28 protein-coding genes and 1 pseudogene are annotated in these 26,831 nt (G+C 44.9%); 9 read left to right on the top strand and 20 right to left on the bottom strand.

Annotated features, from left to right (window positions below):
- The first annotated feature begins 10 nt into the window (after nt 1–10).
- Genes PSI14_RS02510 through PSI14_RS02490 form a run of 5 tightly spaced genes read left to right on the top strand, consistent with a single transcriptional unit; the run spans nt 11 to nt 5,153 of the window.
- On the top strand, nt 11–1,825 hold the full coding sequence (locus tag PSI14_RS02510) for a phage tail-collar fiber domain-containing protein (RefSeq protein WP_273574252.1): 1,815 nt from the start codon (nt 11–13) through the stop codon (nt 1,823–1,825).
- A 2-nt stretch (nt 1,826–1,827) separates the two neighbouring features.
- Nucleotides 1,828–2,280 carry a tail fiber assembly protein gene (locus tag PSI14_RS02505; protein ID WP_273574251.1) on the top strand — a complete coding sequence of 151 codons (453 nt, stop codon included), beginning with the start codon at nt 1,828–1,830 and terminating at the stop codon, nt 2,278–2,280.
- Nucleotides 2,199–3,008, top strand: a complete 810-nt coding sequence (locus PSI14_RS02500) for a hypothetical protein (protein WP_370688805.1) — start codon at nt 2,199–2,201, stop codon at nt 3,006–3,008. The genes PSI14_RS02505 and PSI14_RS02500 overlap by 82 nt, the downstream gene beginning before the upstream one ends.
- Complete coding sequence (locus PSI14_RS02495; protein WP_273574250.1) at nt 2,980–3,516, top strand: baseplate complex protein; 537 nt, start codon at nt 2,980–2,982, stop codon at nt 3,514–3,516. The genes PSI14_RS02500 and PSI14_RS02495 overlap by 29 nt, the downstream gene beginning before the upstream one ends.
- Entirely contained in the window at nt 3,516–5,153 is a 1,638-nt protein-coding gene (locus PSI14_RS02490) for a hypothetical protein (protein ID WP_273574359.1), read from the top strand. The genes PSI14_RS02495 and PSI14_RS02490 overlap by 1 nt, the downstream gene beginning before the upstream one ends.
- A 313-nt stretch (nt 5,154–5,466) precedes the next feature.
- On the opposite strand, the gene PSI14_RS02485 is transcribed toward PSI14_RS02490, so the two are convergent.
- The 20 genes and pseudogenes from PSI14_RS02485 to PSI14_RS02390 all read right to left on the bottom strand — a co-directional run bounded on the left by PSI14_RS02485 (nt 5,467) and on the right by PSI14_RS02390 (nt 22,646).
- Nucleotides 5,467–6,696 (bottom strand): beta-ketoacyl-ACP synthase, encoded by a 1,230-nt coding sequence (locus PSI14_RS02485; protein WP_273574358.1) that lies wholly within the window; start codon nt 6,694–6,696, stop codon nt 5,467–5,469.
- Nucleotides 6,697–6,734: 38 nt separating this feature from the next.
- Nucleotides 6,735–7,466: a 3-ketoacyl-ACP reductase FabG2 gene (locus PSI14_RS02480; RefSeq protein WP_273574357.1), complete on the bottom strand. Its 732-nt coding sequence runs from the start codon at nt 7,464–7,466 to the stop codon at nt 6,735–6,737.
- The gene (locus PSI14_RS02475) at nt 7,463–7,960 is read right to left on the bottom strand and encodes a hotdog family protein (RefSeq protein ID WP_273574249.1); all 498 of its coding nucleotides are present in this window, start codon (nt 7,958–7,960) and stop codon (nt 7,463–7,465) included. The genes PSI14_RS02480 and PSI14_RS02475 overlap by 4 nt, the downstream gene beginning before the upstream one ends.
- Complete coding sequence (locus tag PSI14_RS02470; protein ID WP_273574248.1) at nt 7,960–9,186, bottom strand: beta-ketoacyl-[acyl-carrier-protein] synthase family protein; 1,227 nt, start codon at nt 9,184–9,186, stop codon at nt 7,960–7,962. The genes PSI14_RS02475 and PSI14_RS02470 overlap by 1 nt, the downstream gene beginning before the upstream one ends.
- A 3-nt stretch (nt 9,187–9,189) precedes the next feature.
- Nucleotides 9,190–9,753: a DUF3261 domain-containing protein gene (locus PSI14_RS02465; RefSeq protein ID WP_273574247.1), complete on the bottom strand. Its 564-nt coding sequence runs from the start codon at nt 9,751–9,753 to the stop codon at nt 9,190–9,192.
- A complete protein-coding gene (locus PSI14_RS02460; RefSeq protein WP_273574246.1) occupies nt 9,750–12,074 on the bottom strand; it encodes an MMPL family transporter in 2,325 nt (774 codons plus the stop codon). The genes PSI14_RS02465 and PSI14_RS02460 overlap by 4 nt, the downstream gene beginning before the upstream one ends.
- Entirely contained in the window at nt 12,046–12,669 is a 624-nt protein-coding gene (locus PSI14_RS02455; RefSeq protein WP_273574245.1) for a LolA family protein, read from the bottom strand. The genes PSI14_RS02460 and PSI14_RS02455 overlap by 29 nt, the downstream gene beginning before the upstream one ends.
- Complete coding sequence (locus tag PSI14_RS02450) at nt 12,666–13,088, bottom strand: acyl-CoA thioesterase (protein WP_273574244.1); 423 nt, start codon at nt 13,086–13,088, stop codon at nt 12,666–12,668. The genes PSI14_RS02455 and PSI14_RS02450 overlap by 4 nt, the downstream gene beginning before the upstream one ends.
- Nucleotides 13,089–13,091: 3 nt before the next feature.
- Nucleotides 13,092–14,900, bottom strand: a complete 1,809-nt coding sequence (locus PSI14_RS02445) for a glycosyltransferase family 2 protein (protein WP_273574243.1) — start codon at nt 14,898–14,900, stop codon at nt 13,092–13,094.
- Nucleotides 14,891–15,250 carry an ApeI family dehydratase gene (locus tag PSI14_RS02440; protein ID WP_273574242.1) on the bottom strand — a complete coding sequence of 120 codons (360 nt, stop codon included), beginning with the start codon at nt 15,248–15,250 and terminating at the stop codon, nt 14,891–14,893. Before PSI14_RS02440 ends, PSI14_RS02445 begins: the two co-directional genes overlap by 10 nt.
- Nucleotides 15,237–16,625, bottom strand: coding sequence for a class I adenylate-forming enzyme family protein (locus PSI14_RS02435; protein ID WP_273574241.1), 1,389 nt, complete (start codon nt 16,623–16,625; stop codon nt 15,237–15,239). The genes PSI14_RS02440 and PSI14_RS02435 overlap by 14 nt, the downstream gene beginning before the upstream one ends.
- On the bottom strand, nt 16,622–17,197 hold the full coding sequence (locus PSI14_RS02430; RefSeq protein ID WP_273574240.1) for a COG4648 family protein: 576 nt from the start codon (nt 17,195–17,197) through the stop codon (nt 16,622–16,624). The genes PSI14_RS02435 and PSI14_RS02430 overlap by 4 nt, the downstream gene beginning before the upstream one ends.
- Before the next feature lie 48 nt (nt 17,198–17,245).
- Nucleotides 17,246–17,509, bottom strand: coding sequence for an acyl carrier protein (locus tag PSI14_RS02425; protein WP_306309185.1), 264 nt, complete (start codon nt 17,507–17,509; stop codon nt 17,246–17,248).
- 14 nt (nt 17,510–17,523) lie between these two features.
- Complete coding sequence (locus PSI14_RS02420) at nt 17,524–17,781, bottom strand: phosphopantetheine-binding protein (protein ID WP_273574239.1); 258 nt, start codon at nt 17,779–17,781, stop codon at nt 17,524–17,526.
- 18 nt (nt 17,782–17,799) lie between these two features.
- A complete protein-coding gene (locus PSI14_RS02415; protein ID WP_273574238.1) occupies nt 17,800–18,591 on the bottom strand; it encodes a lysophospholipid acyltransferase family protein in 792 nt (263 codons plus the stop codon).
- Nucleotides 18,584–19,312, bottom strand: a complete 729-nt coding sequence (locus tag PSI14_RS02410; protein ID WP_273574237.1) for a beta-ketoacyl synthase chain length factor — start codon at nt 19,310–19,312, stop codon at nt 18,584–18,586. The genes PSI14_RS02415 and PSI14_RS02410 overlap by 8 nt, the downstream gene beginning before the upstream one ends.
- 13 nt (nt 19,313–19,325) lie before the next feature.
- Nucleotides 19,326–20,399, bottom strand: a complete 1,074-nt coding sequence (locus tag PSI14_RS02405) for a methyltransferase (RefSeq protein ID WP_273574236.1) — start codon at nt 20,397–20,399, stop codon at nt 19,326–19,328.
- Between the two features lie 106 nt (nt 20,400–20,505).
- Entirely contained in the window at nt 20,506–20,895 is a 390-nt protein-coding gene (locus tag PSI14_RS02400) for a hypothetical protein (RefSeq protein ID WP_273574235.1), read from the bottom strand.
- A gap of 534 nt (nt 20,896–21,429) precedes the next feature.
- Nucleotides 21,430–21,723: pseudogene (locus tag PSI14_RS20110) on the bottom strand (transposase); the annotation flags it as partial.
- 210 nt (nt 21,724–21,933) lie between these two features.
- Nucleotides 21,934–22,646, bottom strand: a protein-coding gene (locus PSI14_RS02390) for an IS1 family transposase (RefSeq protein WP_273574234.1) whose coding sequence is annotated in 2 segments (ribosomal slippage) — nt 21,934–22,394 and nt 22,394–22,646 — 714 coding nt in all. Because the reading frame shifts where the segments join, the coding sequence is not laid out codon by codon here.
- 506 nt (nt 22,647–23,152) lie between these two features.
- Here PSI14_RS02390 and PSI14_RS02385 point away from each other — a divergent pair.
- The 4 genes from PSI14_RS02385 (at nt 23,153) to ribA (ending at nt 26,822) form a co-directional block, all read left to right on the top strand.
- Nucleotides 23,153–24,073, top strand: coding sequence for a LysR family transcriptional regulator (locus tag PSI14_RS02385; RefSeq protein ID WP_273574233.1), 921 nt, complete (start codon nt 23,153–23,155; stop codon nt 24,071–24,073).
- A gap of 301 nt (nt 24,074–24,374) precedes the next feature.
- A complete protein-coding gene (locus PSI14_RS02380; RefSeq protein ID WP_273574232.1) occupies nt 24,375–25,112 on the top strand; it encodes a class I SAM-dependent DNA methyltransferase in 738 nt (245 codons plus the stop codon).
- A 125-nt stretch (nt 25,113–25,237) separates the two neighbouring features.
- Complete coding sequence (locus PSI14_RS02375) at nt 25,238–26,176, top strand: formylglycine-generating enzyme family protein (protein WP_273574231.1); 939 nt, start codon at nt 25,238–25,240, stop codon at nt 26,174–26,176.
- A 40-nt stretch (nt 26,177–26,216) separates the two neighbouring features.
- Entirely contained in the window at nt 26,217–26,822 is a 606-nt protein-coding gene (gene ribA / locus PSI14_RS02370; RefSeq protein WP_273574230.1) for a GTP cyclohydrolase II, read from the top strand.
- Nucleotides 26,823–26,831 lie beyond the last annotated feature (9 nt).

Genomic DNA, 26,831 nt, shown 5'->3' with positions numbered 1-26,831 from the left:
GAAATAGAAAATGTCCTCCGTCATTACATTGGACTTTGAAAAATGGAAGGCACAGCAAGTGGCCGCAGGTCAGCCTGTGGTGCTGGATGAATTTGTCTTTGCGAATGTGCCGAATCTTGATCCGTCTAAGGATATTAACCGCAGTGAGAAATTACCAGCCCAAAGCCACATTGTTCACCGTCAGGCCGTCAACAAAACCGGGCTCGCCAGTGAGAACGCCGTGGCTTACAGCGTCACATTGGGTACGGAAGTGGGGAATTTTGATTTTAACTGGATTGGTCTTATCAATAAGGCATCTGGTGTTATCGGTATGATCACCCATGCCCCCACCCAGAAGAAAATCAGAACGGCCAACGGCTTGCAGGGCAATGTCCTGACCCGCTCTTTCCTGCTGGAATTTGACGGTGCGGCGACAGAAACCGCGATCACCACCACCGCCGAAACGTGGCAGATTGATTTTACCGCCCGTTTGACGGGCATTGACGAAATGCAACGCCTGATAAATACCGACAGCTACGGCGAAGCAGCATTTTTTGATGAGGGCTTTGCCGTGGTGCGTCAGGGCGAACAGTATCGGGTGAAAAAAGGGCTGGCCTATGTCGGTGGGCTGCGTGGAATACTGGAGTTTGACCAGACACTGAACAGCTTACGTAATACCCGTGTGTATGCGGATTTTAGCTATCAGGGTAATCTGGTCAGCCAGTGGAAAACCGTGGTGAAAATTATCGCTGAGAATGAGCTGAAAAATTATGTGGATGGGGCGGGATATCTGCACTATGTGTTTGCTGTTGCGTGGGTTGATGGTGATGGGAATGTCACCGACTTGCGGAGTAAAGGGTCATTGAATGATCGTGATATTGCGTCCCTAAATGTCGAGCTAAGCAGAGTTAAGCAGGATTATGCAACCCGCGGGATGTTGGAAAATGGTTTGAGTGAAAAACAAGCCGCAGGCGATTATGCTACAAATTCAGCATTAAATACTGTCAACGACAATGCCAATAATCGTCTGGCTATGAACCAGAATGGCGCAGATATCCAAAATAAATCTGAATTTGTGAACAATCTTGGATTGCGGAATACCGTAAATCTGGCCGCTAATGCCTACCCTAAAACAGGTGGTGTTGTTCACGGAGATATAAACGCCGAACGGATGTTTTCTCAGTCGCTGTTTGGCCTGCAAGGTGGTGACCGTTACGGAATGCGATTAACAAATTTCGATACGGCCAGTTTTGAGGGAAATAATCTGGAACTGCTCTCATGGTTCGGTATCGGTTTAAAATGTACACAGAGTCAACGCACAGAAATCTTTTTTAATACACGAACTGGGGATATTGCCACTCAAGGGCGCATTACGAGTCAGGGCGATATCTCATCTCAGGGAAATCTTTCAGTTCAGAAAAACATTTCAGCAAAGGGCATGATACGTGCTGATGATGGATTTGCTGCCGGGACTACATCCCTGGCCCCGTGGGGAGATATTTATGGTTCCACGTGGGGTGATGGCTGGCTCAGTCATTGGTTGAATGCCACGTTTGCCCGAAAAAATTCTGGGGTATTCAGTGGTAACGGTTGGTTTAAAGATGAGTCTACGGGACTGATGATACAGTGGGGGGCTGAATCGGAAAGTAACAGAAACTTCAATTTCCCCCACATGTTTTCTGAAGCCTGCTTTGTTGTATTAGTCACTAATTCTACTTCACAGGGATCACGTATAGATAATGCGTTTGGTCATCCAATCAATAATTCGCAGTTCTTTGCGGCCACAAAACGGGAGGATGGCTTGATTAACGGCTTTCCGATCACATGGCTGGCTATTGGGAGATAATCATGATTGATGATAACATTATGAAAAAAAATAAAAAATTAGATAATGGCTGGTTTTATAGTGCATCTAAAAATGGATTTGTCTACAGATCTTACGATGAATCCGATAATTATCCTGATGATTTGAAACCCATCAGTGATGTGTTGTATCAGCAAATGTTTACAGGGCAGAAAAGCGGAAAATTAATTGTGGCTGGTGTTGATGGATTACCCACATTGAACGATATTCCGTCTCCAACCTCGGAAGAATTACAAAAACAAGCAGAGCTTGAAAAGCGGCGATTGTTAAAGAAAGCGGCTGAGAGTATCGGTATCTGTCAAGACGCATTTGATTTGGGGATTGCTACAGAGAAAGAACAGGCCGCACTGACTCAGTGGCGATTTTACAGGGTGCTGCTCAATCGGGTGGATTGTTCTACTGTCCCGGATATCTACTGGCCGGAGCAACCCCAATAATGCACTGGCAGCGTAAAACTCTGCAACTGTCCCCGGCTTTATCGGGGCTATCTGCCGCTATTGTGCCCGTCCACCCGTTTCTCTATGGCGTAGGGCAACAGGCCGACAGCGGCAGTTATTTAAGCCCGACCAACGCCATTCATTACCTGTCAAATAAGCTGATGGGCGCAGGGAACCTGAACGCCGTTGTTCTGATGATCTGCGCTAAGACCCACGATGAATTTATGCAGAATTTAATGCAATTTTCATCGGTGTTGCCGCTGCCGGTCTTTTCTCAGGTCACGCGCATGGCAAAAACGGCAGAAAGTTTAACAACGACCAAAATGCAATTGCCGGGCAAGCTGAGCGGTGGTTTACCACTGCCACAACTTTTATCAACCACAACCAGCCGTCTGGCGGTCAATGCGCAACTGATCGCCAAAGCCAAAGCACAGGCCGGCGCAGGCAGCAGTATCGCGGGGTTAAAATCTCAGTTAACCGCGTTGACCGCCGCCCGGCAATCCGCGTTGCAGCAAGTCACCGATGCCATAAGCGGATTGGCAGGGAAATCTGCCACTGTTTGGGCGTTCTCAGGGAAAGGGAACGGCGCACACGTGGCGGAGAAGTTACGTAAGAACATCCCCGAGCCGGACGCGGTTTACACGCTGGCGATCCTGTTTGCCGGAGACGATCTCAGCCCATTAGAAAGGATGCTATCGCATGAGCCAAATTATCACCCTCGCCCTTGATGGCGAGGCCATTCCGTTAAAAAGCCTGACCGTCACGCCCTCTGTGATGTTTCAGGACAGCGACCAAAGCGGCCAGTCATCCAGCACCGCCGTGGCCGAACAGGGCATTAAGCCGAAAGAATTGCGTATTACGGGGATTATTCCCTTTACCGAACAGAAAACCCTGTCTCGCCTGTTTGCATTGGCGGAAGCCAAAGACGGCGGCAACCTGAAACGCTACCGGGTCGCCAACCTGACCGCGCAGGCCATCAATTTTCGCATTGGGACCTTTACGGGCACGATTGATGCCAGCAAGGTAGACGGCAAGCAGGCATGGCAGGTGACCTTTACTTTGCGGGAGCATTTATCTGTGGCTGAAAAGCGCGATGCCCGTACTGCCCGCAATGTTAAGACCAAAAAACAAACAAGACAGGGCGGGGGTGTAGTAAAGGAAGAATCAGAAGAATTAAGCTGGTTTGAGCGCAATGTATTGAAGCCGATTAATGATTGGATAGGGCCTGCCAAATAATGACACCGATTAACCGACTTCATCTCTCCGGTGATGAGATCCATTTGGTTGACGCCAATATCATGCTGGAACTTTCATCTTGCGGCCGTGGCTTTATCACGGCGGAAACGACTACTGATTACACCGGAAAATTGGTGCGGCTGGATGTGGGTTACACTGATTTGGTGCTGCGCTGGTTTACGGGCTATGTGGAGCGCTCACAGCCCGCCCAGAACGGCTATCAGCGCCTGTTTGTGCGTGAGCTGGTCGGCGTGTTTGACCGCCCGTGGCCGTGCTCATTTCAGCATCCCACCCTGCGCCAGATTGTTGACTGGTTGCAGGAACACAGCGGACTGACGTTCATCTTGCCGGAGGTGCCTTATACCGATAAGCCCATTCCGCACTATACCCATAACGGCACGGGCTATCAGTTGCTGGCGAATCTGGGACAGGTCTTTGCTATTGAGGATTATATCTGGCATCAGTTGCCGGATGGTTCGGTGTATGTCGGCAGTTGGGCGCATTCGATGTTTGCCGAAAAACCTGTCGAAATTCCCAATGAATTCAGCCAAAGCCAGTCCGCTGGCAATGCCATGACAATCCCCATGATTCAATCATTGCGTCCCGGCTTTGTGGTTAATCAGCAACGGCTGAGCAAGGTCAATCTGAACAATGAGAACATGACAATTACATGGATATCAGCAGGTCAGTTGGAAACCAAGACGCCTACGCAGCGCCAGATTGATGCGGTTTACCCCGAATTATCCGCCGGGTTGCATTTACCCCAATTTGCCCGCATAGAGGCACACACCGAAAACACAGTCAGCGGCGATATCTCCGACCCATTCAGGCCGCGCTATGCGGTGGATGTGCAATTGCTGGATGCGGACGGTAAAGACGCCGCCGCTCCGGTTTATCGTGCCGTCCCTTTACCCCTGCCGATGGCGGGCGGTGAATCGGGGATGTTCCAGTATCCGCCCATCGGGACGATTGTTGAGATTGCTTTCGAGGGCGGACGACCGGATAAGCCCTTTATTCGCCAAACCTTGAGTCACGGCAATACCCTGCCGGATATCAAGCCCGGCGAACAATTGCAGCAGCAGCGGGCGGAAGTGTCGCAGCGCGTGACGCAGGAAGGGAGCTGGATACGCCAGACCGACCAGACCATTAATGAATCGTCCCTGCACCGTGAAGTTAAGGCCGACACGGAAACGCGCACGGTGGTCGCCCGGGAAACCACGGTTCAGGCCACGGATAAAACTACCGTTTTGGGAACGTCCACGCTATTGGCGGGGGCTGTTCAGCAAATCGCAGAGGGTGACTACAGTGTGGCAACCTCATCGAATTTCGTTGCCAGTGTGGGCAAAGAGGCCAATATCGACGTCGGCCAAACGCTGATAGAGAAAATTGGTCTGCTTAAGCAGAGCATTGCCGGAGTCAGGCAAGAAATTGTTGCGCCTGTGGTTTGGGTAGGTAGCCAGCAACTTAACGTGATGACCCTGATGTTAGAGACGCTGGATGTGGTGAAGGAACTGGCGGAACTGACCGCCGCGCATACCCACTACAACACAGGCACACCGGAGAACGCCAGCGCGATAAGGAACACGGCTGATAAATCGGATGGACTGAAACAGAAATATTCATCTGTTATTGGTTGAAGTGGCGGGATTATTTTATTATTGTTCGGGTTATATCCTGATAATATCGTCCATTTGTATGATTTTTTACCTATTCATCAATTTTAATTGATTGAACCGTCTGAAAATAAACCTATAATCAATGGCTGTTAGTTTGGGTTAGCGTTCTGCCTTTGTATCTCTGACGATCCGTTCATTTCTGAAATAGATAATGGAAACGTAGCTAAGGCCATCGGGTTAACCATCCGGTGGCCTTTAATATTTATTTATGGTCTCAGTTTATAGGCAAGATGCTGGTTTTACCCAGCGCTTTGTCTGCCCCTTAATCCCCCAATTAAGCCCAACGTCGGATTACAATCGAGGTATTAATGCCACCAAAGGCAAAGTTATTGCTTTGAATAAACTCGGTCTGGATTTCACGAGGCTGGTGCATAATGTAATCCAACTCTCCACAAGCGGGATCGACCTCTTGCAGATTGATGGTTGGAGCAAACCAGCCTTCATTCATCATTTCCAGACTTAACCATGCTTCAAGCGCACCACAAGCCCCCAGTGTATGACCGAAATAGCTTTTCAGTGAAGATATAGGCGTTTGGTTGCCGAAAATATTGGCCGTAGCTTGGCTCTCTGCGACATCTCCACGATCGGTTGCAGTACCGTGAGCACTGAGATAACCGATATCAGCTGGCTGTAATCCCGCTGATTTCAGTGCCATTTCAATGCAGATCTGCATGGTTTCAGATTTTGGCTGGGTAATATGGGAAGCATCACAGTTAGTGGCAAACCCGATGATTTCGCCATAAATCTTGGCACCACGTGCTTTGGCATGTTCCAGTTCTTCAAGGATCAATGTACCCGCACCTTCACCAATGACCAACCCATCACGGTTAACATCAAATGGGGAAGGCGTGGTTTTCGGTGCTTCATTTTTCTGGCTGGTGGCGAACAGCGTATCAAATACTGCTGCTTCGGATGGACACAATTCTTCGGCTCCCCCAGCAACCATCACGGTTTGATAGCCGTGGCGGATAGCTTCCCACGCGTATCCAATTGCCTGACTGCCAGATGTACAGGCACTTGAGGTCGGAATAACCCTGCCACGCAGACCAAAGAACAAGCCCGTATTAACGGCGGTGGTATGGGGCATCATTTGCACATAAGTTGTGCCAGTGATGTTATTGGTATGCTTTTCAGTCAGCATAGTGGCAAATTCACTGACTGGCTTGGTACTGCCCGTAGAGGAACCATAGGCAATGCCTGTTTCACCATTGGTCAGTATCGGGTCGCCAAGCAAACCCGCCATCTCTAAGGCCTGCTCTGTAGCGCGCGTTGACATCAGGGAAACACGTCCCATTGAGCGAATGCGTTTGCGAGTGTAATGCTCGGGTAAAATGAAATCTGTAACAGGTGCCCCGAGGTGGGTATTAAGCCCGTCATATTCTGCCCATGCTGGCATCTGTTGGACAGTATTGATGCCCGCTTTCAACCCAGCGGAAACAGATTGCCAATCGTGCCCCAATGCAGTAATGCCACCCATTCCGGTGATAACTACCCTGCGAGGCATTGCCTTATGGAATTCATTCTGGAATCTCACATTATGGCTCATAGCATTCCCCCGTTGATTGAAATGACCTGACGGGTCAAATATCCCGCAATATCAGACATCAGATAGCTGGCAAGGCCAGCCACTTCATCCACTTGTCCCATCCGTTTCATTGGGATCATATTCATGGCTTCTTTCAGAGCCGCTTCTTCCATTTGGATCATGTCTGTACCAATCAATCCGGGAGCAATGCAGTTTACGGTGATTTTTCTTTTCGCCAATTCGATTGCCAGTGCTTTTGTTGCCCCGATAATACCTGCTTTAGCCGCGCTGTAATTGACTTGTCCGCGATTGCCCATCAAACCGGACACGGATGATAATGTGATAATGCGTCCTCCCTGACGTAAGCCGATCATCGGCATGACGCAAGGGTGGATAACATTGTAGAAGCCATCCAAATTGGTGTGAATGACACTGTCCCAGTCATCGCCTTCCAGAGCAGGGAAAGCACTATCTTTGGCGATCCCGGCATTGCAGACGATGCCATAGTAAGCACCGTGGGTTTCGATGTCTTTTTCCAATATTTCACGGCAGATAGTTCGATCCGAAACATCAAAATTCAGTATACGGCCATTGCCTCCGTTCGCCTGAATTTGTTCCAGTGTCTCTTCCGCACCTTTGGCATCGCGGTGATAATGCACGATGACCGTAAAACCATCAACCGCCAGCCGACAGGCAATAGCCCGGCCTATCCCTTTGCTGGCACCGGTCACTAGAACTGAACGCATTATGCTACTCCATCCTGTTTATTTATTAGTTGTGTGAGTTCTGTTTTGTTAGGTTGGTAGGTGTTCAGGCGGCCTGTCACCAGTACAGTGCCATTACAACTGATTTCACCTTCAAAACTGCCAAATTTTTCATCTTGCAGTAATAAATTCATCTGAATATCCAGTACGCTGCCTTGGGTAAAAGCGGGTACTTGGCACCGCACTGCTCGTCCGCCCAGTAACATGCCCAATGCAGAGTCTTCTTCCTCTCTTTCTTTGCGATGCCAGCCAGACCAGACACCAATGGTTTGGGCCATGATCTCAATGGCAAACCAACCCGGCAGGTGGCCTTTTTCATTAAGAAAAGGGGATAAAACGCCGTCCTGACTGACTGTCACCTGACAATGCACATGGTCGCTGGATACGTTGATCACTTTTTCCAGTAACACCATCGGTGCTTCATGTGGGAGATAACGATCTACTGGCAAATAGCGATCTACTGGCAAATAGTCAGACATTATGCAACTCCCAATATCAGGCTGGTATTGTTGCCACCAAAGGCAAAAGAATTTGACATGACAATCGGTTTTTCCAGTGGTTGCGATTGGGTTAGCAGGCCACAATCAGACAGTGAGGTATCTATGTTTGAGCGTGAAAAATCTTGTGCTGGCAGCGGCAGGTTACGCGTCAGCAATAGCCAGCAAATTCCGGCTTCACAGGCACCTGCGGCTCCCAGAGTATGACCGGTTAAATACTTGGTTGAACTGCATGGTGTGTTTTCACCAAAAATCTGGTTGATGACAATAGATTCCATCTGGTCATTTAATTTTGTGCCTGTTCCATGCAAGTTGATATAACCAATTTCTGCTGGAGAGAGTTTTGCATTTCCCAATGCCATATTGATAGCTTCAATGGCTCCTTTCCCTTCAGGATGCGGGGCCGACATATGCCATGCGTCACTTGATTCCCCTACACCAAGTAATGCTATTGGCTGGGATGCGCTCGGCTGAGGTTCCCGTGTGAGCAGCAGCAGTGTTGAGGCTTCTCCGATGGTGATGCCTTGGCGGTTTTCACCAAATGGTTCACACAAGGTGGGGGAGAGAGACTCCAGGCTATTGAATCCATTGATTGGCATACGGCTCAGTGTGTCCGCACCACCAACAATCGCCACATCTACCATATCCATTTCAATCAGACGTTGGCCGGTGATAATCGCCCGTGAACTGGATGAGCAGGCTGTCGAGATAGTAAATGCAGGCCCATCAATACCAAGATAATTGGCGAGGAAGCGGGAAGGATCACCTAATTCCTGTTGGTAATAATGGTAATGCTGATCGGATGGCTGATAGTTGTATTGTTGATAGTTGTATCGTTGATAGTTGTATTGCTGGTGGATCGTACGGCTGACATGTTGATCACCCTCGTCAAGGCCAGATGTGCTGGTTCCCATGATCACAGCGATACGTTCCCGACCATAACGGGCGATGGCATCATCCACTTGTGGCTTTATTTGCATCAAGGCAGCCAGTAACAAACGATTATTACGGCTGTTGTGTTTAAACAGGGCGGCAGGAATGGCGGGCAATTCACCGTCAACGCCTCCCAGACAGCAGGTTTTGTCGGGTTGTAGCCAGCCGGAGCGCTCATGCATGCCGGGTGCCTGACCGAGCACGAGATTCTGCGCAATCTCATCCACGTTATTGCCCAAGGCATTGAGCATACCCACGGCAGAAATATAAATCATGTTTTACTCTTCCAGATGCTGAATGGCGATGTCATAACCGAAAATGAATTGCTGGACGTGAATCGGGCGCCGTTTGCCATTTAGGCTATCATATTGAATTTTTGTGATTAATTTTCCATTTTTGTCATACAGTTGGCGGAAATTACCACTATCCTTAAGCACCCAGCCATCAGGCAGTCGGCTCTGCCAAGCGGAAACAGGCCAGTAACTGAGCATGATATCGGCCAAGACTTGATTGGCAGGCGGAAGTTCCGGCAAGACGATGGATTGTTCGGTATGAATGCCATTTTGATCGTAATTCAATTTGAACAGCCGGATGCCCAGTGAAGACAATCCTGCTAATGACAAGTGTTGTTCATTGGCGCTGAGTAGCACAATCAATGACTGTTGCTTGCCTTTTACTGTAGCCGTCAGCAGTTGTTGTTCATTAATGGCAGGTGTTATGGTTGGTTCTGGTAATAAAACGCTGACCCCCGGTTTCAGCCATGCACTGGGCGCGCCGTTTTGCGGTGAGTTCGTACACGCTGCAAGCAGGCAAGTCAGAGATAAGATGAATAACCGAATCATGATTTCTTTTTCCTTTTTTGGCGCTCAGGCATTGCCAATGGCGATAGCAGGAAAGCGGTAAAGATCCCGCTGCATAACACGATGCCAAAACTGCTGATTGCCTGAGTGCTGCTGAATACCAACATCCCCAGCGTGAGTAATGCAGTACACATAGCGACACTGATCGCTAATAGCGAGGTCAGCGGAGTACCACGGGGGTTACTGAAAAACAGGGTGTAGTTGATGCCAATGCCAAGCACCAGAACCAGAGCCAATATTGAGAATAAGTTAAGGCTATGACCACTAAAGCCGAGAGCAGCCAGACCACAGCCAAGGGATAGCAAGGATGGCACTATGTTGATGATGCCACGACGCCAACCGAGCCGTGCTATGTAACTGATGGCAATCAGTGTGACTGAACCTGCCAGCAACCAGCCAAGCATGGTGCGGTAGAATTGGAACATTTCATCGAAAGCCAGTTTGCGATCAACCCAACTGACACCTTCCTGTTTTTCTGCCAATTGACGCATCAATACGCTGTCTTTAACGCCGTTTACAGGTAGCAGGACGCCGCTGTAGCCATGTGGCAGGGTTATCCACATCAAACGCCAACCTTCACTGACTACACTGTTGAGCCAGTCATTCGGTGTGACAGTCATAGGATGAGCATCAGGCTGTTTCATTGTCAAACCTGCTTCTGACAGGCGAGACATGATATTGGAAGTGGCTGCCTTGATCAGTTCAAGATCCCTGTGTTGCTGAGCAAGAGAGGAGAGCGGGAATCGTTGGTAATGGCTGATATTACCTTGCTGTTTTTCTGTATCCAATTTTGGAATAAAAGATTCCAGCCGCTGCAAGGTTTGTTCTGCATTATTGCCGTAAATAACGAACCATTTCTGATCGCTTCGCTGTCCGGTCAGTGCTGCAATGCGTTTTTCCTGTTGATGGATATCCTGTGGCAGAGCCTGTAATTGGGCAATGTCATCATTGATCTGCAAGCGGGAAATTCCCAGCACCGCAAAAACCACCAGCATTGCTGGTAATCCCCTATAAAACAGCCGATTGCGTCTCCATAACGCCAGCCAGCGCATTAACATGATCATGGCCGGAACAGGGCGTACTGGCAGGTTTTTCGCAAGCCGGGGATACCAGCAGATGACGGTCAGGCAGGAAGCTGTCAAACCCGCAGCCGCAAATACAGCCAATTGGCGTAGGCCGGGGAAAGGGGCGAACATCATGATTAGATAGGCAATAACGGTTGTTGCCAATGCCATCAATAAGGCTGGCAAAACTTTCCGCATACTTTGCCACGGTGTGACTTCCTGACCATGTACCATGCGTTCTGTCAGATAGTAAATGGCGTAATCGGCGGAAATACCGATGATACTGACGCTCATGACCAGCGTCATGAAATGAAGTTCACCAAAGATCCCCAACGTCGCCACAGTGCCTGCCAAGGCACCAATACTGATGGACAGAACACACAGCAACAAAGGTTTTAGGGAGCGGAATACACTGTAAATAAGTAGCAATACGCCGAGTACCGTGGCGCTACCCAGTGTTGAAATATCATGTTTTGCCTGTTGGGTGGCGTAATCACTGTAGAACAGAGTGCCCCGTGAAATGACTTCGGCATCAGGAAATTGGGCTTGCAGAGTCTGCTGTAACTTATTCAACTCAGTGACAGCATGATGCCCTTGCTGCATATCAAAGGAGGCACTTTTTAGCTCTCCGTGAAGCAGATACCATTTTTTCCCTGAATCATCTTTGGCGACCAACCAGCCATTCTGGAGCCGCAATTGGCTGGATGTCTGCTGAAGCGCCAGTTGTGAACCTCTGACCAGCATCAGGGGATCATTATTAAGTTCTTGTCCGCTGACACCGGAAAATGCGGAATAAACTTGGGACAAGATCCAGTTTGCTTGCTGATTGCCTTCATCTTTTAGTCTGTCACGGGTAGCAGGATCGAGCATGGCATTACGGTGTTCGTAGTAAAAACGACCCCATGCTTGTTGCTGTTCTGCCGTCATTGGCCCTTTGACATGGGACAGAAACGGTGTTTTTTGCAAATGCTCCAACCAGTATTGGGCAGGAGCGACATCCTCTTTTTTCCCCGGACTGACCATCCACACCAATTGCCGATCAAGACGTTGCATAAACTCTTCTTGCAAAGCAGGTGGCATGTTTCCAGCACTTTGTGCAGGCAATAATGCCAGTACGCTGGTGGACAGACGGGATTGAGGTAACAAGGTTGCCAGCGATATCAGCAGGATAGCGCACGTCAGTAACCAGAATAGGGCCAGCAGACGTGGCTCAGAATTTGAAGTGTTGCTCTTCTTCATTACTCAGCGTCTCTGGTGTTAATTGGTGTTGGGTAAAAGAGAGTTCTGTACGATCACCTTGGCGATCGGTCAGTAAAATCGTATCAAGGTTAGCTTGGCCGCTCAGGGTAATCGCTGTGAAAAGCTTATCCAAAGGAGACGTTTTGGGCGTTAGTACCAAGCGCCATTTTTCCTGCCCAAGATCGTTGAATTCGATTTTGAAATTTTCTTCCAGCACGGCACGATCGGCCTGAAACAGCGCCCGCATCAGATGGTTGAACTGAAACAGTTGTGGATTGGAATCGGCGGTGATCACTTGGGGAGTTTGCCCCGGCATGACTTGCACCATATGGCTGTCATCCAGCACCAGTGTCAGTGGAAAAGGTTTTTGTTGATGCCACCACAGCCCTTTATGTTGTGAAACCAGCATTTCACCGTTGGAAGAGAGGGGTTGTGGCATGCCCTGAATTTGACGTACTTGTGTGAAATGTGCTCGCACAATTGGCTGGTGGGCGAACCGCTGTTGTAATTCTTCAAGCGTGATGGCATGTGCCACGTTATTGATTGTCATGAAACTTGCTGTCAGGAGCAGCAGTATCCAGCGCCATTTTTTCATGGCTTGACCCCCATGCGTTCGAATAAAATATCTGGGCTGATAAAACTCATTTCCTGTGTTTCTTTAGAAACGGCGACCTGAATGGTGTAGCCTACGGTTGTTTTTTTACCGCTTGCTGCATCAAAAATCTGATAAGCAATTTTCAGGCGATTTTCAAATTCTTCAATGGTGGCTCTGACGCGTATTTTTTGCTCAAAGAGCACTGAGGCCCGGTACTTGATTTTGGCATCGACGACAGGCCAAACATAGCCGGATTCACTCATTTCCCGATAGCCATAATTGAGTTGGCTCATCAATGCCTCACGGGCAATTTCAAAATAACGAAAGTAGTTTCCATGCCAAACAACGCCCATTGGATCAGCATCATGAAATGGCACAGATAATTCAACCTCAGCCGTAAAGCGGGGATCAGTCAGCATTTTTTATTCCTTATTTTTCCGGGCAGAATTTGTTCGATCAGACGGTAATTGCCAAAAATCGAAAAAATTAAACCAATCGAGCGGGGATTGCAGGGCATGGTGTTCCAATCGGGAAGCGTAGAGATCTACCGCCTGCTGCAACGTTTGTTCTCGTTGTTTACGTGGCAATTCCAGAGGATTGGCAAAATGTTCACAATAAATTTTGAATTGGTTATTTTGCCGGAGAGCGAACATCAGCAGTACGGGGCAGCGCAATACCGAAGCAAGGATAAATGGCCCCTGTGGAAATGGTGCAGAATGACCGAGAAACTGGCTCCATACAACGCGTTGGGTATTGGTGCGAGAAGGATTAACGGCAATCCGGTCACCGACAATTGCCACCCATTCACCGGCCTCAATTTTTTCTTTCAGCATGATGGCGGTATCTGCTCCGACATCCGTTACTGGTAATAAATTGATTCCGGCTTGCGGTGAAACTTCTTCAATAATCTGCTTGAAACGTTCGGCGTGTTCAGTAAATACCAGTGCATTGATGGTCTGTTTACCCGTTTGTTGCGCCAGCGCCCGGCAGACTTCAATATCGCCCAAATGCGAAACCAACAGCAGTTTTCCGCCTGAGTTTCCATCCAAAGGTTTTTCACCCAAAGGTTTTTCACCCAAAAGAGTTTGTTCTGCTCCCGCCGCAAACTCGATATCTTTTCCCCATTTTAAGTCACCACGCCAGCTTGCGATTTTGTCCAGCATGGCTGTGCCAAAACGCAGGTAATGGCGATAACTATTAAGGCTCTGTGGAATAGTGATGCCTTTGTGTTGCATGGTTTGTTTCAGTCGCTCAAGGTATTGGCGGGATGCCTGCCGCTGTGAATTACCCGTTGCCCAGAAATAGCCAACAATAGGGTAAAGCAGCAACTCAAAAGGTTTGCGTCCGAACCATCGATAAACCGCCAGCATGAACTTCATGCCAAGCAGCCCTTTGCGTTCTTGAATATCTGACCAATGCTGGCTATTTATTCCCGGTCGCTTACGGCATAACTGTTGTTTACGGCATAACTGTTGTTTGCGCCATAATAAAGAAGGAATGCGCGGTAACATGCCGAAAAACAGGCGGGTATGCATCCATGAAATGCTGAGGTTATCCCTCAACGCATCGAAATGGGATAGACCATTTTCAGGGTAGGTGACTTTGGTTGGCACAAATTGACTTTCTGTTCCCTGCCAATAGAGCCGCACCATGATTTCAATATCAAAATCCATGCGACGACCAACATCTTTTTTAGCCAACAGTTGTAGCGTAGGAGCCAGCGGATAAACACGAAAGCCACACATACTGTCTTTAATGGATAAAGAAAGCGTTTCCACCCAAACCCAGAAATGGGTGATATAGCGCCCATAAAGGCGGGATTTTGGCACGGAAACATCATACTTTGGATTGCCGGAAATCAAGTGATTGGGATACTGCTGCGCCTTCGCCAAAAACAGGGGGATATCGGCAAGGCAATGTTGCCCATCGGCATCAATCTGTAAGGCATGGCTATAGCCTGAATTTGCGGCTGCCCGCATTCCTGCCATGACTGCTCCACCTTTGCCCTGATTATGTTCAAGGCGGATAAGCGTTACATTAGGAACGGACTTTGCTAAATCTTCAAGACGGTGTTGAGTGTCGGGAGCGCTGCCATCATCCACGATAAAGCAGTGGAGATGATAAGGGGATAATCTTTCCAGTACCGCAGGCATGGTTGCGCCGTGGTTATAACAAGGAATAACCACGCAGGGCGTAATCGTACTGACGCTCGTATTTGCGCTCAGCGACATAACTTTATCTTTCCTTGGCTTGCTGTCTGGCTTTCGCTTCCGTTCTGAGCTTCTACATCATAATGGAAAGTCAGGAGATATTTTTCGTCATCCCATTTGATTTTCAATAGTAGTTTATCGCCCGGTTGCAGAGGGAGCTGGAATTTCACCATTTCAATCGAAGCGAAAGACCAGCCCGATGCCAACAGCGTTTCGGCATAATGCATGACCCAATCGATTTGAGCCACACCCGGCAGAAGTGGTTGAATGGGAAAATGCCCTTGGAACCAATCCAAATCGGGGTCTAAGTACAATTGTACAATGACCTCATTTTGAGCAGGTTGCTCGCGGTGAATTTCAATGGGTTTCATTAAATAGCTCCTGTAAAGCAGGCCATGAACGCTTGCTTTGGGCATTCAGGGGAATGGCTTCAACGACTCGCCAATAACGTGGCAATGCGACAGATTCCAGCCAAGGCTTTAATTGGTGACGCCAATCTTGTGACAGCTTGCGAATTCCCTGCTGCTGATAACGTTTGTAGGTTGCGTGATCTAAAACGACTACCGCGCCAATGTTATTGCGCTTACCTCGATTAATAAGCAATGCAACAGCGTCAGTGATACCAGAAATTTCACGCAGTCGACGTTCAATTTCTGACAGGGAAATGCGTTTTTCTTCAATTTTCACCAGACGATCCCGCCGCCCCAATAAAGCAAAATTACCTTGCTCATCAAAGTCAAACTGATCGTCCAGAATCAGACCAGAGGGATCAGAAAGTAGAGGAGAATAGACGCGTACATTTCTTTCTCCATCCTCCTGGAATGAAACGCCCTCAAATGTCGTCCAGACTTCGTTATTTGTTTTACGGCTTCGCCAGGCCATTATGCCTGTTTCAGTACAGCCATAAATTTCATTAGGCGGAATGTTGAGCCACTGCATTGATCGTTCTGCACAGGCAAAATGCAATGGGCCACCCGCTGAAACTACAAAAGTACAATCAGGGGCAGGAAGTTTTTCATCCAGCCGTTGCAGGAAGGCAGGGCTACTGATCAGCGCACAACGTGGGCTATTGGTAAGCTGTTCGGGAAATTCCACCATTTTGCGATCGAACGGTAACCCCAGAGCCATTGGCAGCCAGATGCGGAAGGTTAAACCATACAAATGTTGGTGGCTGACTGAAGATCTGACAACGCAGGATTGCAGCTTATTTCCCCACAGGGAAGCCAGCCATTGGGATTCAAGATCCATGACTGCCACAGTTTTGAGCACTTGTTGCGGAATACCGGTTGAACCAGAAGTAAACATCACCAAAGTGGCATCCGGTAAGATGGCTGGCAATGTAATGTTCAACGAGGTTTTTTCTGTAACATCAATTTCTGGATTTGATGGTGTAATCCGTAAACAAGGACAGGATAAGGTCAGGGGTAAATCGGTCAATACACCATCAAACAGAGATTGTTGCTCTTGTAATTGAGCTTCGCGGCAATGACCCGGAATAACGGGAGTTTTACCAGCATGAAGTGTTGCCAGCAGCGCGACACAGAAACTGTAACTATCGTCAAAACACAAGGCCCAGCGGAACGCTGAGCGTTTTTGGTCTTTTGCGTGTACTTTCAAGCGTAAATATAACGTGGTCACATCCTGCCGAAGTATATTCAGGCTGATGGCGTGATTCCCCCAACTGATTAGCCTGTCGGGATGATTATCTTCTGATAGCCATTGAGATATGGGTTGTGCTTTCATCATTTTTTTACCCGCTGGCGTACCAGCCATTCAATGGAAATGAGTAACCCAATTAATAGGTAGCTCACCATTCCGTTCCACAATGTCCATAAGTTCATGTCGTTATACAGGCAAGTTCCAAGTGCTACTGCGCCATTGAACATAAAGAACAGGCACCAGATGTAGGTGACTTTACGTGTATAGGCAATGCCCTCAGGGGGTAAATCCGGCTCTTTGATACGGGCTATTTTTTCAATAATGGGTGGGCCGTAACGCAATGAGCTGCTAAACAGAATCAGCAGAACAGCATTAACGACTACCGGGTAGTACATAAGAAGCTGGTGACTGCGAAGGAATAAACTGGCCAGCCCCAAGGCTATCCCTGCTATGGACAATATCCATCCGGTATGCCAGCCAGCTTTCTGCTGATTGTGGGGTTGATGCCTGCTTAACAATAATCGCAAAACAAAAAATAAAATAATGACGATCAACATGGCATGAAATTGCCCGTAGTTAACCATCGCCCAGACCAAGAACGGCCAGGCGATTAACATCACGGTATTGGTAATACGGAGCAATAAAATCAACGGCTTCAATTAACTACCCAAATATTTGTTTCTGCTTTACTGATTATTTATTGCTGATTACTGGTTTTTTAACGATTGCTCTTTCAATAACTGTTCCACGGCATCCACGACATCCTGCACAGTACGAACGGATTTGAATGCTTCAGGTTTGATCTTGCGTCCGGTTTTCTTCTGTAAGTGAACAACCATATCAACCGCATCAATGCTATCGAGTTCCAAATCTTCATAGAGTCGTGATTCAGGCGTAATGTCTTCGGGGGACAATTCGAACAACTGAACCAATAGCTGGGATATTTCCTGAAAAATAGCTTGTTTTTCCATGATTACACCTGCTCTTATGCTTGCTGTGATTGGATATAAGCGGCCAATGTGGCTACAGAAGTAAAGTGTTGGCGCATTTCTTCACTTTCAGAGGATAGGACGATGCCAAAGCGATTTTTTACTGCCAACCCCAGCTCCAGAGCATCAATTGAATCTAAGCCCAATCCGTCGCCAAACAGGGGGGCATCAGTTTCAATATCTTCTGGTGTAAGTTCTTCCAAATTCAGGGTGTCTATAATTAATTGTTTTATTTCAATATGTAATGCTTGCATCATCGTATCCGACATCTGTTAGTTTGATGGTGTGAGTAATTGAGTTAGCTGACGATTGAGTTGGCGGGCAGCAATGGCATACCCATTTTCTATATCAACAGCAAAATTTTCATTGGTGAGTTGTTCACCAATAGTGATCGTATAAATGGGTTTTTTCGGTGGGATTTGATACCACTTGCTTTTTTTATCCAGCATAGTCTGGCTGCAAGCAATATGTATGATCCGCAAATCACATTCACATCGCACGGCGATATTAGCGGCTCCACGTTGAAGCGAAATAGGTTGACCGGGCGTCGTACGCGTTCCTTCCGGGAAAATCAGGATATTGTGACCGGAAGTCAGCCGTTCGCGGCAAGCAGGAAGCAGAGTTTCTGCATCACTGTTAATCAGGTAACGTGCAGAGCGGATTACACCGCTGACAAAAGGATTGCGCAGTAACGCAGATTTTACGATGCAATCCACGTTTGGCAGCGTTGAGGCCAGAATGACGTAATCCAGTAAAGTCGGGTGATTAGCAACAATCAAGCAGCCTTTATCCGCACGAATTTTATCCAGCCCATTGAAATGGTAATCCAGTACTCCCAGTTTTCTGGTCAAAAAAAGGAACAGGCGAAAACTGAATGAAATGCTGTGGCGTGCGAGATGGCAACGTTTACTTTCATTGCGTAGGAAAACCAGCAATAAATTGAACCAAATAAGAGAAAGCAGTAACCCACCAACGCCAAACAGGGTAAAACAAAATCCGGTCATGAGCAGACGCCAGAGCCAGTTAATGCGTTCAGTGATATTGATTGAAACCCTTTTAATCATCTGACAGGCTCCAATTCCATTGGCAATGATCTCCTGAAACAGTGAAATTCTGCTTGCTCCGTAACCAGCCATGAAGAAACTGGAGGCTTTGAGGAAGGTCAGGCTCTGCTTCTGATGAAGATTGCTTTGTACAGCGCAAACAAGTACCTGACTCCAGCAATAGAGCGACTGCAAATGGATAGGTTGGGGTATTGGCATCTATGACATTGTGATAAAAGCTGGGGATCTCACCATCAAAATCGACCAGCAGGACTTTGCGGTGACCCGCATGAAGCAGTGTTGAGGCTTCAAACAGCCCTTGCTGGAAACTGTCAATGCCTGCCGAAACGGAAGAGGAAACCAGAGGAGCCTTCGCCACAATGGTTAGATTACCGACAGAAGAGTTATGAACTGACATGGCAAAATTGGTTGGCGAAACACTCTCTTTTTGCGCCAGATTCTGCAATATTTGATAATTGCGTTCCAATTCGCCGTGACGGCTGGTATAGACAATGGCATCGACTTGATTACGGCGCAGGATGCTTAAACCACAATCCACGGCAAGACGGCTGCCGGAGCTTAAACGGCGAGCTGTCATCATGGGCAATTGGGCACATTTCTCTAATGGCTGTGATTTATCAATAGTAGCTGGTAATGTCGCAGACCACTCTTCCCACTCTTCAGCAAGAGAAAGTCCTGGGGCGATTGCTTGCCAGTCTGTAATATCCAATGTCAATTTCATGAAATACCGTTCGTTACTGCTTCTTGCAGATCAGTAATGTGTGTCCTAGCCCTAGCTGATCAATTTGGTTTTCTATTACCAACCCAGCTTTATTAAGGAATTGGGAAAAATCATCAACGCTATAAAAACGACTATTACCATTTGCCATACAAGTAAAATAAAGCGAGGTAGCATTAAGGCTATAAGCCGCTGCTTCAAAAGGCTGGCAGTCCCAAAACAGCTCCATGATGCAAATTCGCGCATCAGGTTTCATGGCTGCGGAGATCTTGCGTAAAATGCCTATAATTTGTGTTTCGGAAAAACAATCCAAGAATTGGCTCATCCACCAGATATCTGCTTCTGTGGGTAAGTCATTATCCGATAACATGTCAATAGGATAGCCGAAAATACGATCAGCCATACCTTGGCTGCGTATATTTTCTTCAGCCAATTTTATTTGCTGGGGTAAATCCAGAATAGTGACGCTGACTTTACTGTCATATTGGCAACAGCGCAATGCCCATTTTCCTGTATTGCCACCAACATCATAAATCACTTTCGGATTTATGGAGAAAATAGTTTTCAATGCCGCACTAAAAGCGGAATCAGAATAAAAATGGTCGAATGAAAACCAGCTTGTTTTAGCAGGCTCAGGTAATTGGCTCAGAGCAGGATAAATTGTTGGCCATTCACCGAACACTTTTAATCCGGCAGGCTTATTTTTCAGAAGAGATTCTTTTAAGTGAAATAGCCCTTGATAACAAACGTCCTGAGTGAAATCCATATTGACGCGAGTCATCTTGTCATGTAGCAAATAATGTCCGATTTTACTGAGGAAATAACGATCATCTTGCTTAATAATAATTCTGCCGCTCAACCCCATATCCAACAAAATACCCACACCGTAGCTATCTAATTCGGAGTTCCTGCAAATTTCATCTTTAGTTGCACCATTTTTGTGGTTTTTATCCAAGAAAGATAAAATTCCGCAATCGCGTAGTCCAATTGCTGTTTGAAATAGCATAGGAGCAAAAGCAATACGCTGAGCTTCTGTAATTGCCTCAAGTGCACTGAACTCATCTTTGTCATAATTATAGGGTGCGGTCATATATCCAGATATCCGATATGTCTGTAGCTAGAAAGTATATTGAAAACTAAAGCCTATCTTATCAGTATGTTTTCACCGATATGGGGATAGGCCTTAAAGCTGAAATTTATTGATTAGCCAACAGGGCTAAATTTAACTGAATGTCTTTATCCAGGTTATTGACCCAACGGTTATAATTACGATGAATTTTTCCGTTGCTCTCTCTTAATTTATGGCTATTGACATAATTGATAGAGTAGTTTTTGGCGGTATAATTGATGCGTATTTGAACACCATGATCGCGTTTTTTCAGGAATCCATCAATAACACCGGGAGAAACTTCAGTCATTGTCCACTTACGTTTTTTACCTGCTTCCAAAATAGCTTTTTTCACGGAAGGCAGAGAATTATGAGTCATGATAGTGGATTGGGGAGTTAATATTGGTGCGTTATTGGCACAGCCAGCGAGCGTGATGACGCAAGCTAGGCTAATTAATAGCTTATATGAAGTTTTCATTATTTTTCTCTTGTTAGATGAGATGATATAGCTTATGTCATAGTGACGTTGTATAGATTAGTTTAAATAAATTCTTACGATACTGCTACATCTATCATTTCATTATGGATTCCATTGAGGAATTTTCTAAATCCTATTCGATTTTATCTCTGCTTTTTATTTGCCTTTAGAATTCATTAACTGCGGTTATGTATGTGGATATTTATTTAGTCTGTTAATTTAAAATTAGTTGAATGAATATTGAGTTCGATTTTTATATTGGTTTTGCAGATGATTATTTCAAGAGTGATGGATTTTGTGAATATACTTATTATCAATGTAAGTGATAATAAGTTTACTAATAATAACCATGGTTATTTATAAAATTAATATTTTAATCTGAATATTGATGGCTTTTTTGCCATGAGTCATAAGTGAAATAGCTTTATTCATATTGCACCTTCTATAGTTAGAATTTGATTTAAATTAAATAATGTGACTAACAATTGATTAATTGAATGAAAGGTCAAGTTTTTACGGTCGTGACATCAATTTAATGAGTACACCGTGTTCATCGCCTAAATGTTCCGTCACATAGTCACGCAGAATATCGCGGGCAACATCGACATCCCAGCGGGCACGCTCCAATAAATACTGCAGGTTATCGGGTGACGTTTCGCCTAACCATTCAGCCAGTTGCCAGCTATTTTTACGTTCAACGTCACAGAGTAAGCCCCGAAGATAATCAAGGCAGTGTTGGCGTGAACCGCCAGGGTGAAACAAGGGAGTCAACCGAGCAGGTAATGCCAGTAGCGCCCATTCCCAGGAGTGAGCCGGTGTGTGCAGCATTTGACACCTCCCCTTATGCGGAGAAGAAAAGAAGCGTTATCATGATACATGATGAGCTACGGCTGTAGTATTAAGGTGTCTTTATGAAACGAAAATCGCCTCAAAAATTTACCGATAACTTTAAAAGAGAAGTCGTTAATCTGGTGGTTGAACAGGGTTTTTGATATGAAGCCTTGAGATTGGAATTGTATTCAGAATTAGCCATTTTGGTCATGACTCCAAAGCGTTATAATGATATTTTTCAATATAGGCACCAATAAGTTTTTCATGAATTTCTACCAAGCGTGAATAACAAAGAGTTCTTCTTGCTAATCGTTTGATATGAATGCGTAGAGTAAGATTATGTCGCTCTATACGCTGGGTAAAAATTTTGCCCACCAAATGTTTTTCTGGTTCAATTTCCCGAACATAACTCCCCCAGTTATCGGTCGTCATAAAACGAATATTAACAGGTGCCAATAAATCAAGGCGTTTTCGACAGGCTTCATCGTTTCGGGGACCAAATACATGGGCGATGACTTGTTTTCTTTTGGTATCAAAAGCATACCAAAACCAATGACGTTGTTTTTTGTTACCGACGAAAGACCATTGTTCATCCAACTCGCAAATGAGCGTGACATCATTGTAAGCTTCCTGCCTTGATGTTACCGGCTTTGGTGAGAGTTTTTTAAAGTTCGTATCACCGTGTTGATGCCGATGCCTAAAACACGACCGGTATCCCTGACACCAGAACCATTCATCGCCATATCAATCACTTTTTCTTTCATGCCGGGCTTATGACCATTGTAACGATAGTTAAGTTGAAAGGTTTTCTGGCAGTCTTTGCAGTAATAGCGCGGAAAACCCGCTTTACCTGTTCCGTGTTTACGTACCGGTTCTGTTTGGCTGCAGTATCGGCAAACAACTGCTATCGTGACAGTCATAATACTCCCCCTATGAAAAAGCATAATAATATCAAATTAACGCTTTGGAGTCATGACCTAAATTTTTAAATAAGCATTTCTCTCGATAATAGAAAAAACCCTACATTAGGGTATTCGACTAAATCCGTTTCTCTGGCAGCAACCAATAACTGGTTCCCGCATTAATTGCCGAACATCGGATGTTAAGTAAGATACGATTTGGTAGGATTTTTTATCGCAGATTGAGTCCCGGCAGACGGTAGTGCATAAGACAAGGTTATAATGAAATGGACATATCTTGCCAAACTTTTATTTTAGAATAACTATCGATAATCTTAATTAATATAATATCTTAAACTAATAATTACTAATAGAACTATTTTTCCTAATATGTATTCATAATTATCATTTTACTACATCGACATTAGGTTTTGTGATCTGAATGCCTACTGTTTTTAAAAACAAACTATAAATGAAATGAAATTTAATGTAGTTTATTAAAAAAATAACATCTCATTATAAGATTTATGAATAATTTGCGAAATATTGATCTTAATCTCTTAGTGACTTTGCAAGTATTATTACTCGAAAAGCACATTACCCGTACAGCAAATAGGTTACATAAAAGCCAACCAGCAATAAGCCATGCGCTTGCAAATTTGCGTAATTTGTTCGACGATCCTTTACTTGTTCGTCGCTTTGGAAGACTTGAACTCACTCCCCGAGCTCAAGAATTACTCATACCTCTTCGTGAGGTTTTGGGACAAATCAATACTCTCATAGAACCCCAAGTATTCGATCCCACTCAAACCAACAGAACATTCCGTTTATCCATGTCAGACTATGGTGCTCGTGTTCTATTACCCACTTTAATTCGAACATTTCGCACTATTGCCCCAAATGCTAAATTAACCATAAGCCAAGCAAGCCGGGAATCAATGCTTATTGATGTCCTTGATAGTGAAATCGATCTTGCACTCGGTGTATTTCCCCAAAAGATACCTGAAGACTTGCGCGCACATGCTTTATTCGTCGAAAAATTTTCTTGTTTGGCTGACGCTTCAACTATTCCAGAAAATGGATACTTAGACCAGAACTCTTGGCTAGCACGCCCTCATGTTTCTGTTGCTATGCGAGCAGGCGCAGAAGACGATATTGATCGTGTTTTATTGAAAAAAGGCTTACATAGGAAAATTAGTGTACAGCTTCCTCACTGGGGAATAGCTAACGATATCATTTCTGGCACTGATTTAATCCTTACAGTTGCTCGACGCAGTTTAATTAGCATAGAAAACAACCACAATCTGCGAATATTTTCTCCGCCATTTAATATTTCTCCTTTCGATTTTAAAATGGTTTGGCATAAACGGTTGGAAATAGACGCGGCTCATTGCTGGTTAAGGCAAGTCGTCATGCGTTTCTTGAATAATAGTCAGTATGATTTTTAATACTATACTTTTTTGCCATTTCAGCTCTGAGATGGCAATATATTATCCGGCAACAAGTATCCTTTTGATTTGTAAAACAAAAAACAAAACCCTGCGAAATAACTATTTTTTATATAAATAATGTTTTTTATGATGAAATCAATTACCATAGATATGAATTATATTTATTAACTATCAATATCTAATAAAATAATTTGAAATTTATCTTATTGAAACTATCATTCTCCCTGAAAATAATCATCTAACCGTTCTTTTATACTAACATTGACAAAAACATTTAATTTATTATCAGGATTAAATAATGAAAAAGAAAATTATATATGATTCTATAGGAGAATTTTTCGAAGAATTTACGGATACAGTTGCCCAACGTAAAATAGAAGTCAGAACGATATTCGATATGATCGGTGATATCAATGGAAAATCTGTTCTAGATTTAGCTTGTGGATATGGTTATTTTGGTCGAGAACTATGGCACCGCGGTGCTTCCAAAGTGATTGGTGTAGATATTTCAGAAAAAATGATAAAACTCGCTAGGGAAAAATCAGACCAATATGGCGACAATCTTGAGTTTCATGTTCGAAACGTTTGCACCATGGAATCATTCGGAAAATTCGATATTGTTGTTGCTGCTTGGTTATTCAACAATGCCGAATCATTAGATGATCTTGAAGCTATGTTCCGTGTTATTGCAGATAATATAAAACCATCTGGAAAATTAATTGCTTACACTGTTGACCCTGATTTCCAATTGAAAATGGGGAACTTTGATATCTATGGCGTCAATGTTCTTAGTGAAGAATGCTGGAACGGTGGTTTTCGCCACTCTGCTGAGTTTGTTACTAACCCACCGAGTTCTTTCACATTTTATCGATGGAGCCGTGAAGATTACCAACGCGCACTAGAAAAAGCCGGGTTCAAAAATTCTGAATGGAGAAAACCACTACTTTTAGATAGTGATATAAAATCTTATCCAGAAGGATTCTGGAATACTTTTCAGGGTAATTGCCTGCAAACAGGTCTTACTTGTGAGTACTGAATTTAACATTTACCTTATTATATAAAATGACAACTGGAAATTTAAATTAATTAATAAGTATGAAGCATTTTCATTCACCATGCTACTTAGAAAAAGCATCTCCATGCTTAAGTGATAGAAAGCTATTGGGATTGCAAGAAAATTACCTTCCAACTAGGAATTTAAAATTAACCTTAGCAGAATTTAAAAAACTATCAAAGGAAAATATAGACCACTGGTTAAGCATTATTGAAAGCACAGATTTTCCATTAGAATATCGTTACACATCTGGGCAATTACTTTCATATGCAGGGGACCCACGATTGGATCCAATTGCACCAGAAATGATAGATATTCCCGGAGGAGATATTAATATTGGGTTATCTCTTGATGACTTAGATTCTACTATGGTTGCACTGGCTGATTTAAATTTAGATCGTGAATGGATAATAAAAGAAATCCCTCGTCATCATGTTAATTTAAATCCTTATAGAATTGGTAAATATCCTGTTACTCATTTTGAATATATGACCTTTTTACAAGATAGTGGTGAGAGCCGTTTACCAGATACCTGGTTTTTAGGACGCTACCCTTTTGAATTTGCTAATCACCCCGTTAATGGTATTACGGCTGAAGATGCTGATTGCTATTGTCAGTGGCTAACAGAAAAAACGGGACGAATTTTCCGGTTACCTCATGAAGCCGAGTGGGAATATGCGGCAGCGGGTCCTAATAATCTGCAATTTCCGTGGGGAAATCAGTTTCTGCCAGATCACGCCAATACAGCAGAAAGTGGAATATTTACCACAACACCAGTTGGGATGTTCTCTTGTGGTGCTTCACCTTTTGGTTGTTTAGATATGGCAGGTAATGTCGAAGAATATGTTGCTGAAGACTATGAAGCTTATCCGGAGGGTGTTGCTGTACAAGATGATTTAGTTAATGTTCAAGGTAAACATCGAGTAGCTCGGGGAGGAAGTTATTCTCGTTTTCGAGATCTTGCCAGAAATACTCGCCGCCATGGAAAATTTCCCAGAAATATTTATGTTATGGGTTTTCGTTTAGCTGAAAACCTTTGCAAATAAAAAAACAATTAAATTAAACAACAATAAAGAAATATAAATTATGATTAGGTGCCGTGTAAAAAATTCTGTTGATATTCCTATTCTTGAAGAAGGTCATATTGGTTCGTTTGTCTCATTTGACGGTTTTACATCACCAAATGAACATATTGCAATAGTAATGGGAGAATATAAAAACAAATCTCCACTAGTCCGAATTCACTCAGAATGTCTAACCGGAGATATTTTTGGCTCACATCGTTGTGATTGCGGTGCTCAATTACAAGAAGCTCTACAGCAAATATGTGACGAAGGCGGGGTATTGTTGTACTTACGCCAAGAAGGTCGCGGTATTGGGTTGTACTCTAAATTGGATGCTTATCGCTTACAAGATAAAGGATTAGACACTTTCGAAGCCAATACACAACTTAATTTCCCTGAAGATGGACGAGATTTCTCTATTGCAGCAAGTATGCTACATGCCCTTGGTATAACACATTGTCAATTAATGACGAATAATCCAGAAAAAGTCGTGACATTACAGAAATGTGGCATACAGGTAGATAAAGTCATACCTACTGGTGTCTACATTACCAAACATAATCAACACTACCTTATGGCTAAAGCCAACAAAAAAAATCACGCTATCAAACTAATGCTATCTGCCTAAATAAGGTTA

The sequence above is a fragment of the Xenorhabdus anantnagensis genome (genome assembly GCF_028598555.1).
Taxonomy (GTDB): domain Bacteria; phylum Pseudomonadota; class Gammaproteobacteria; order Enterobacterales; family Enterobacteriaceae; genus Xenorhabdus; species Xenorhabdus anantnagensis.
The sequence above is the reverse complement of the archived record's forward strand: the minus strand, read 5'-3'. Positions and strand labels throughout refer to the sequence as shown.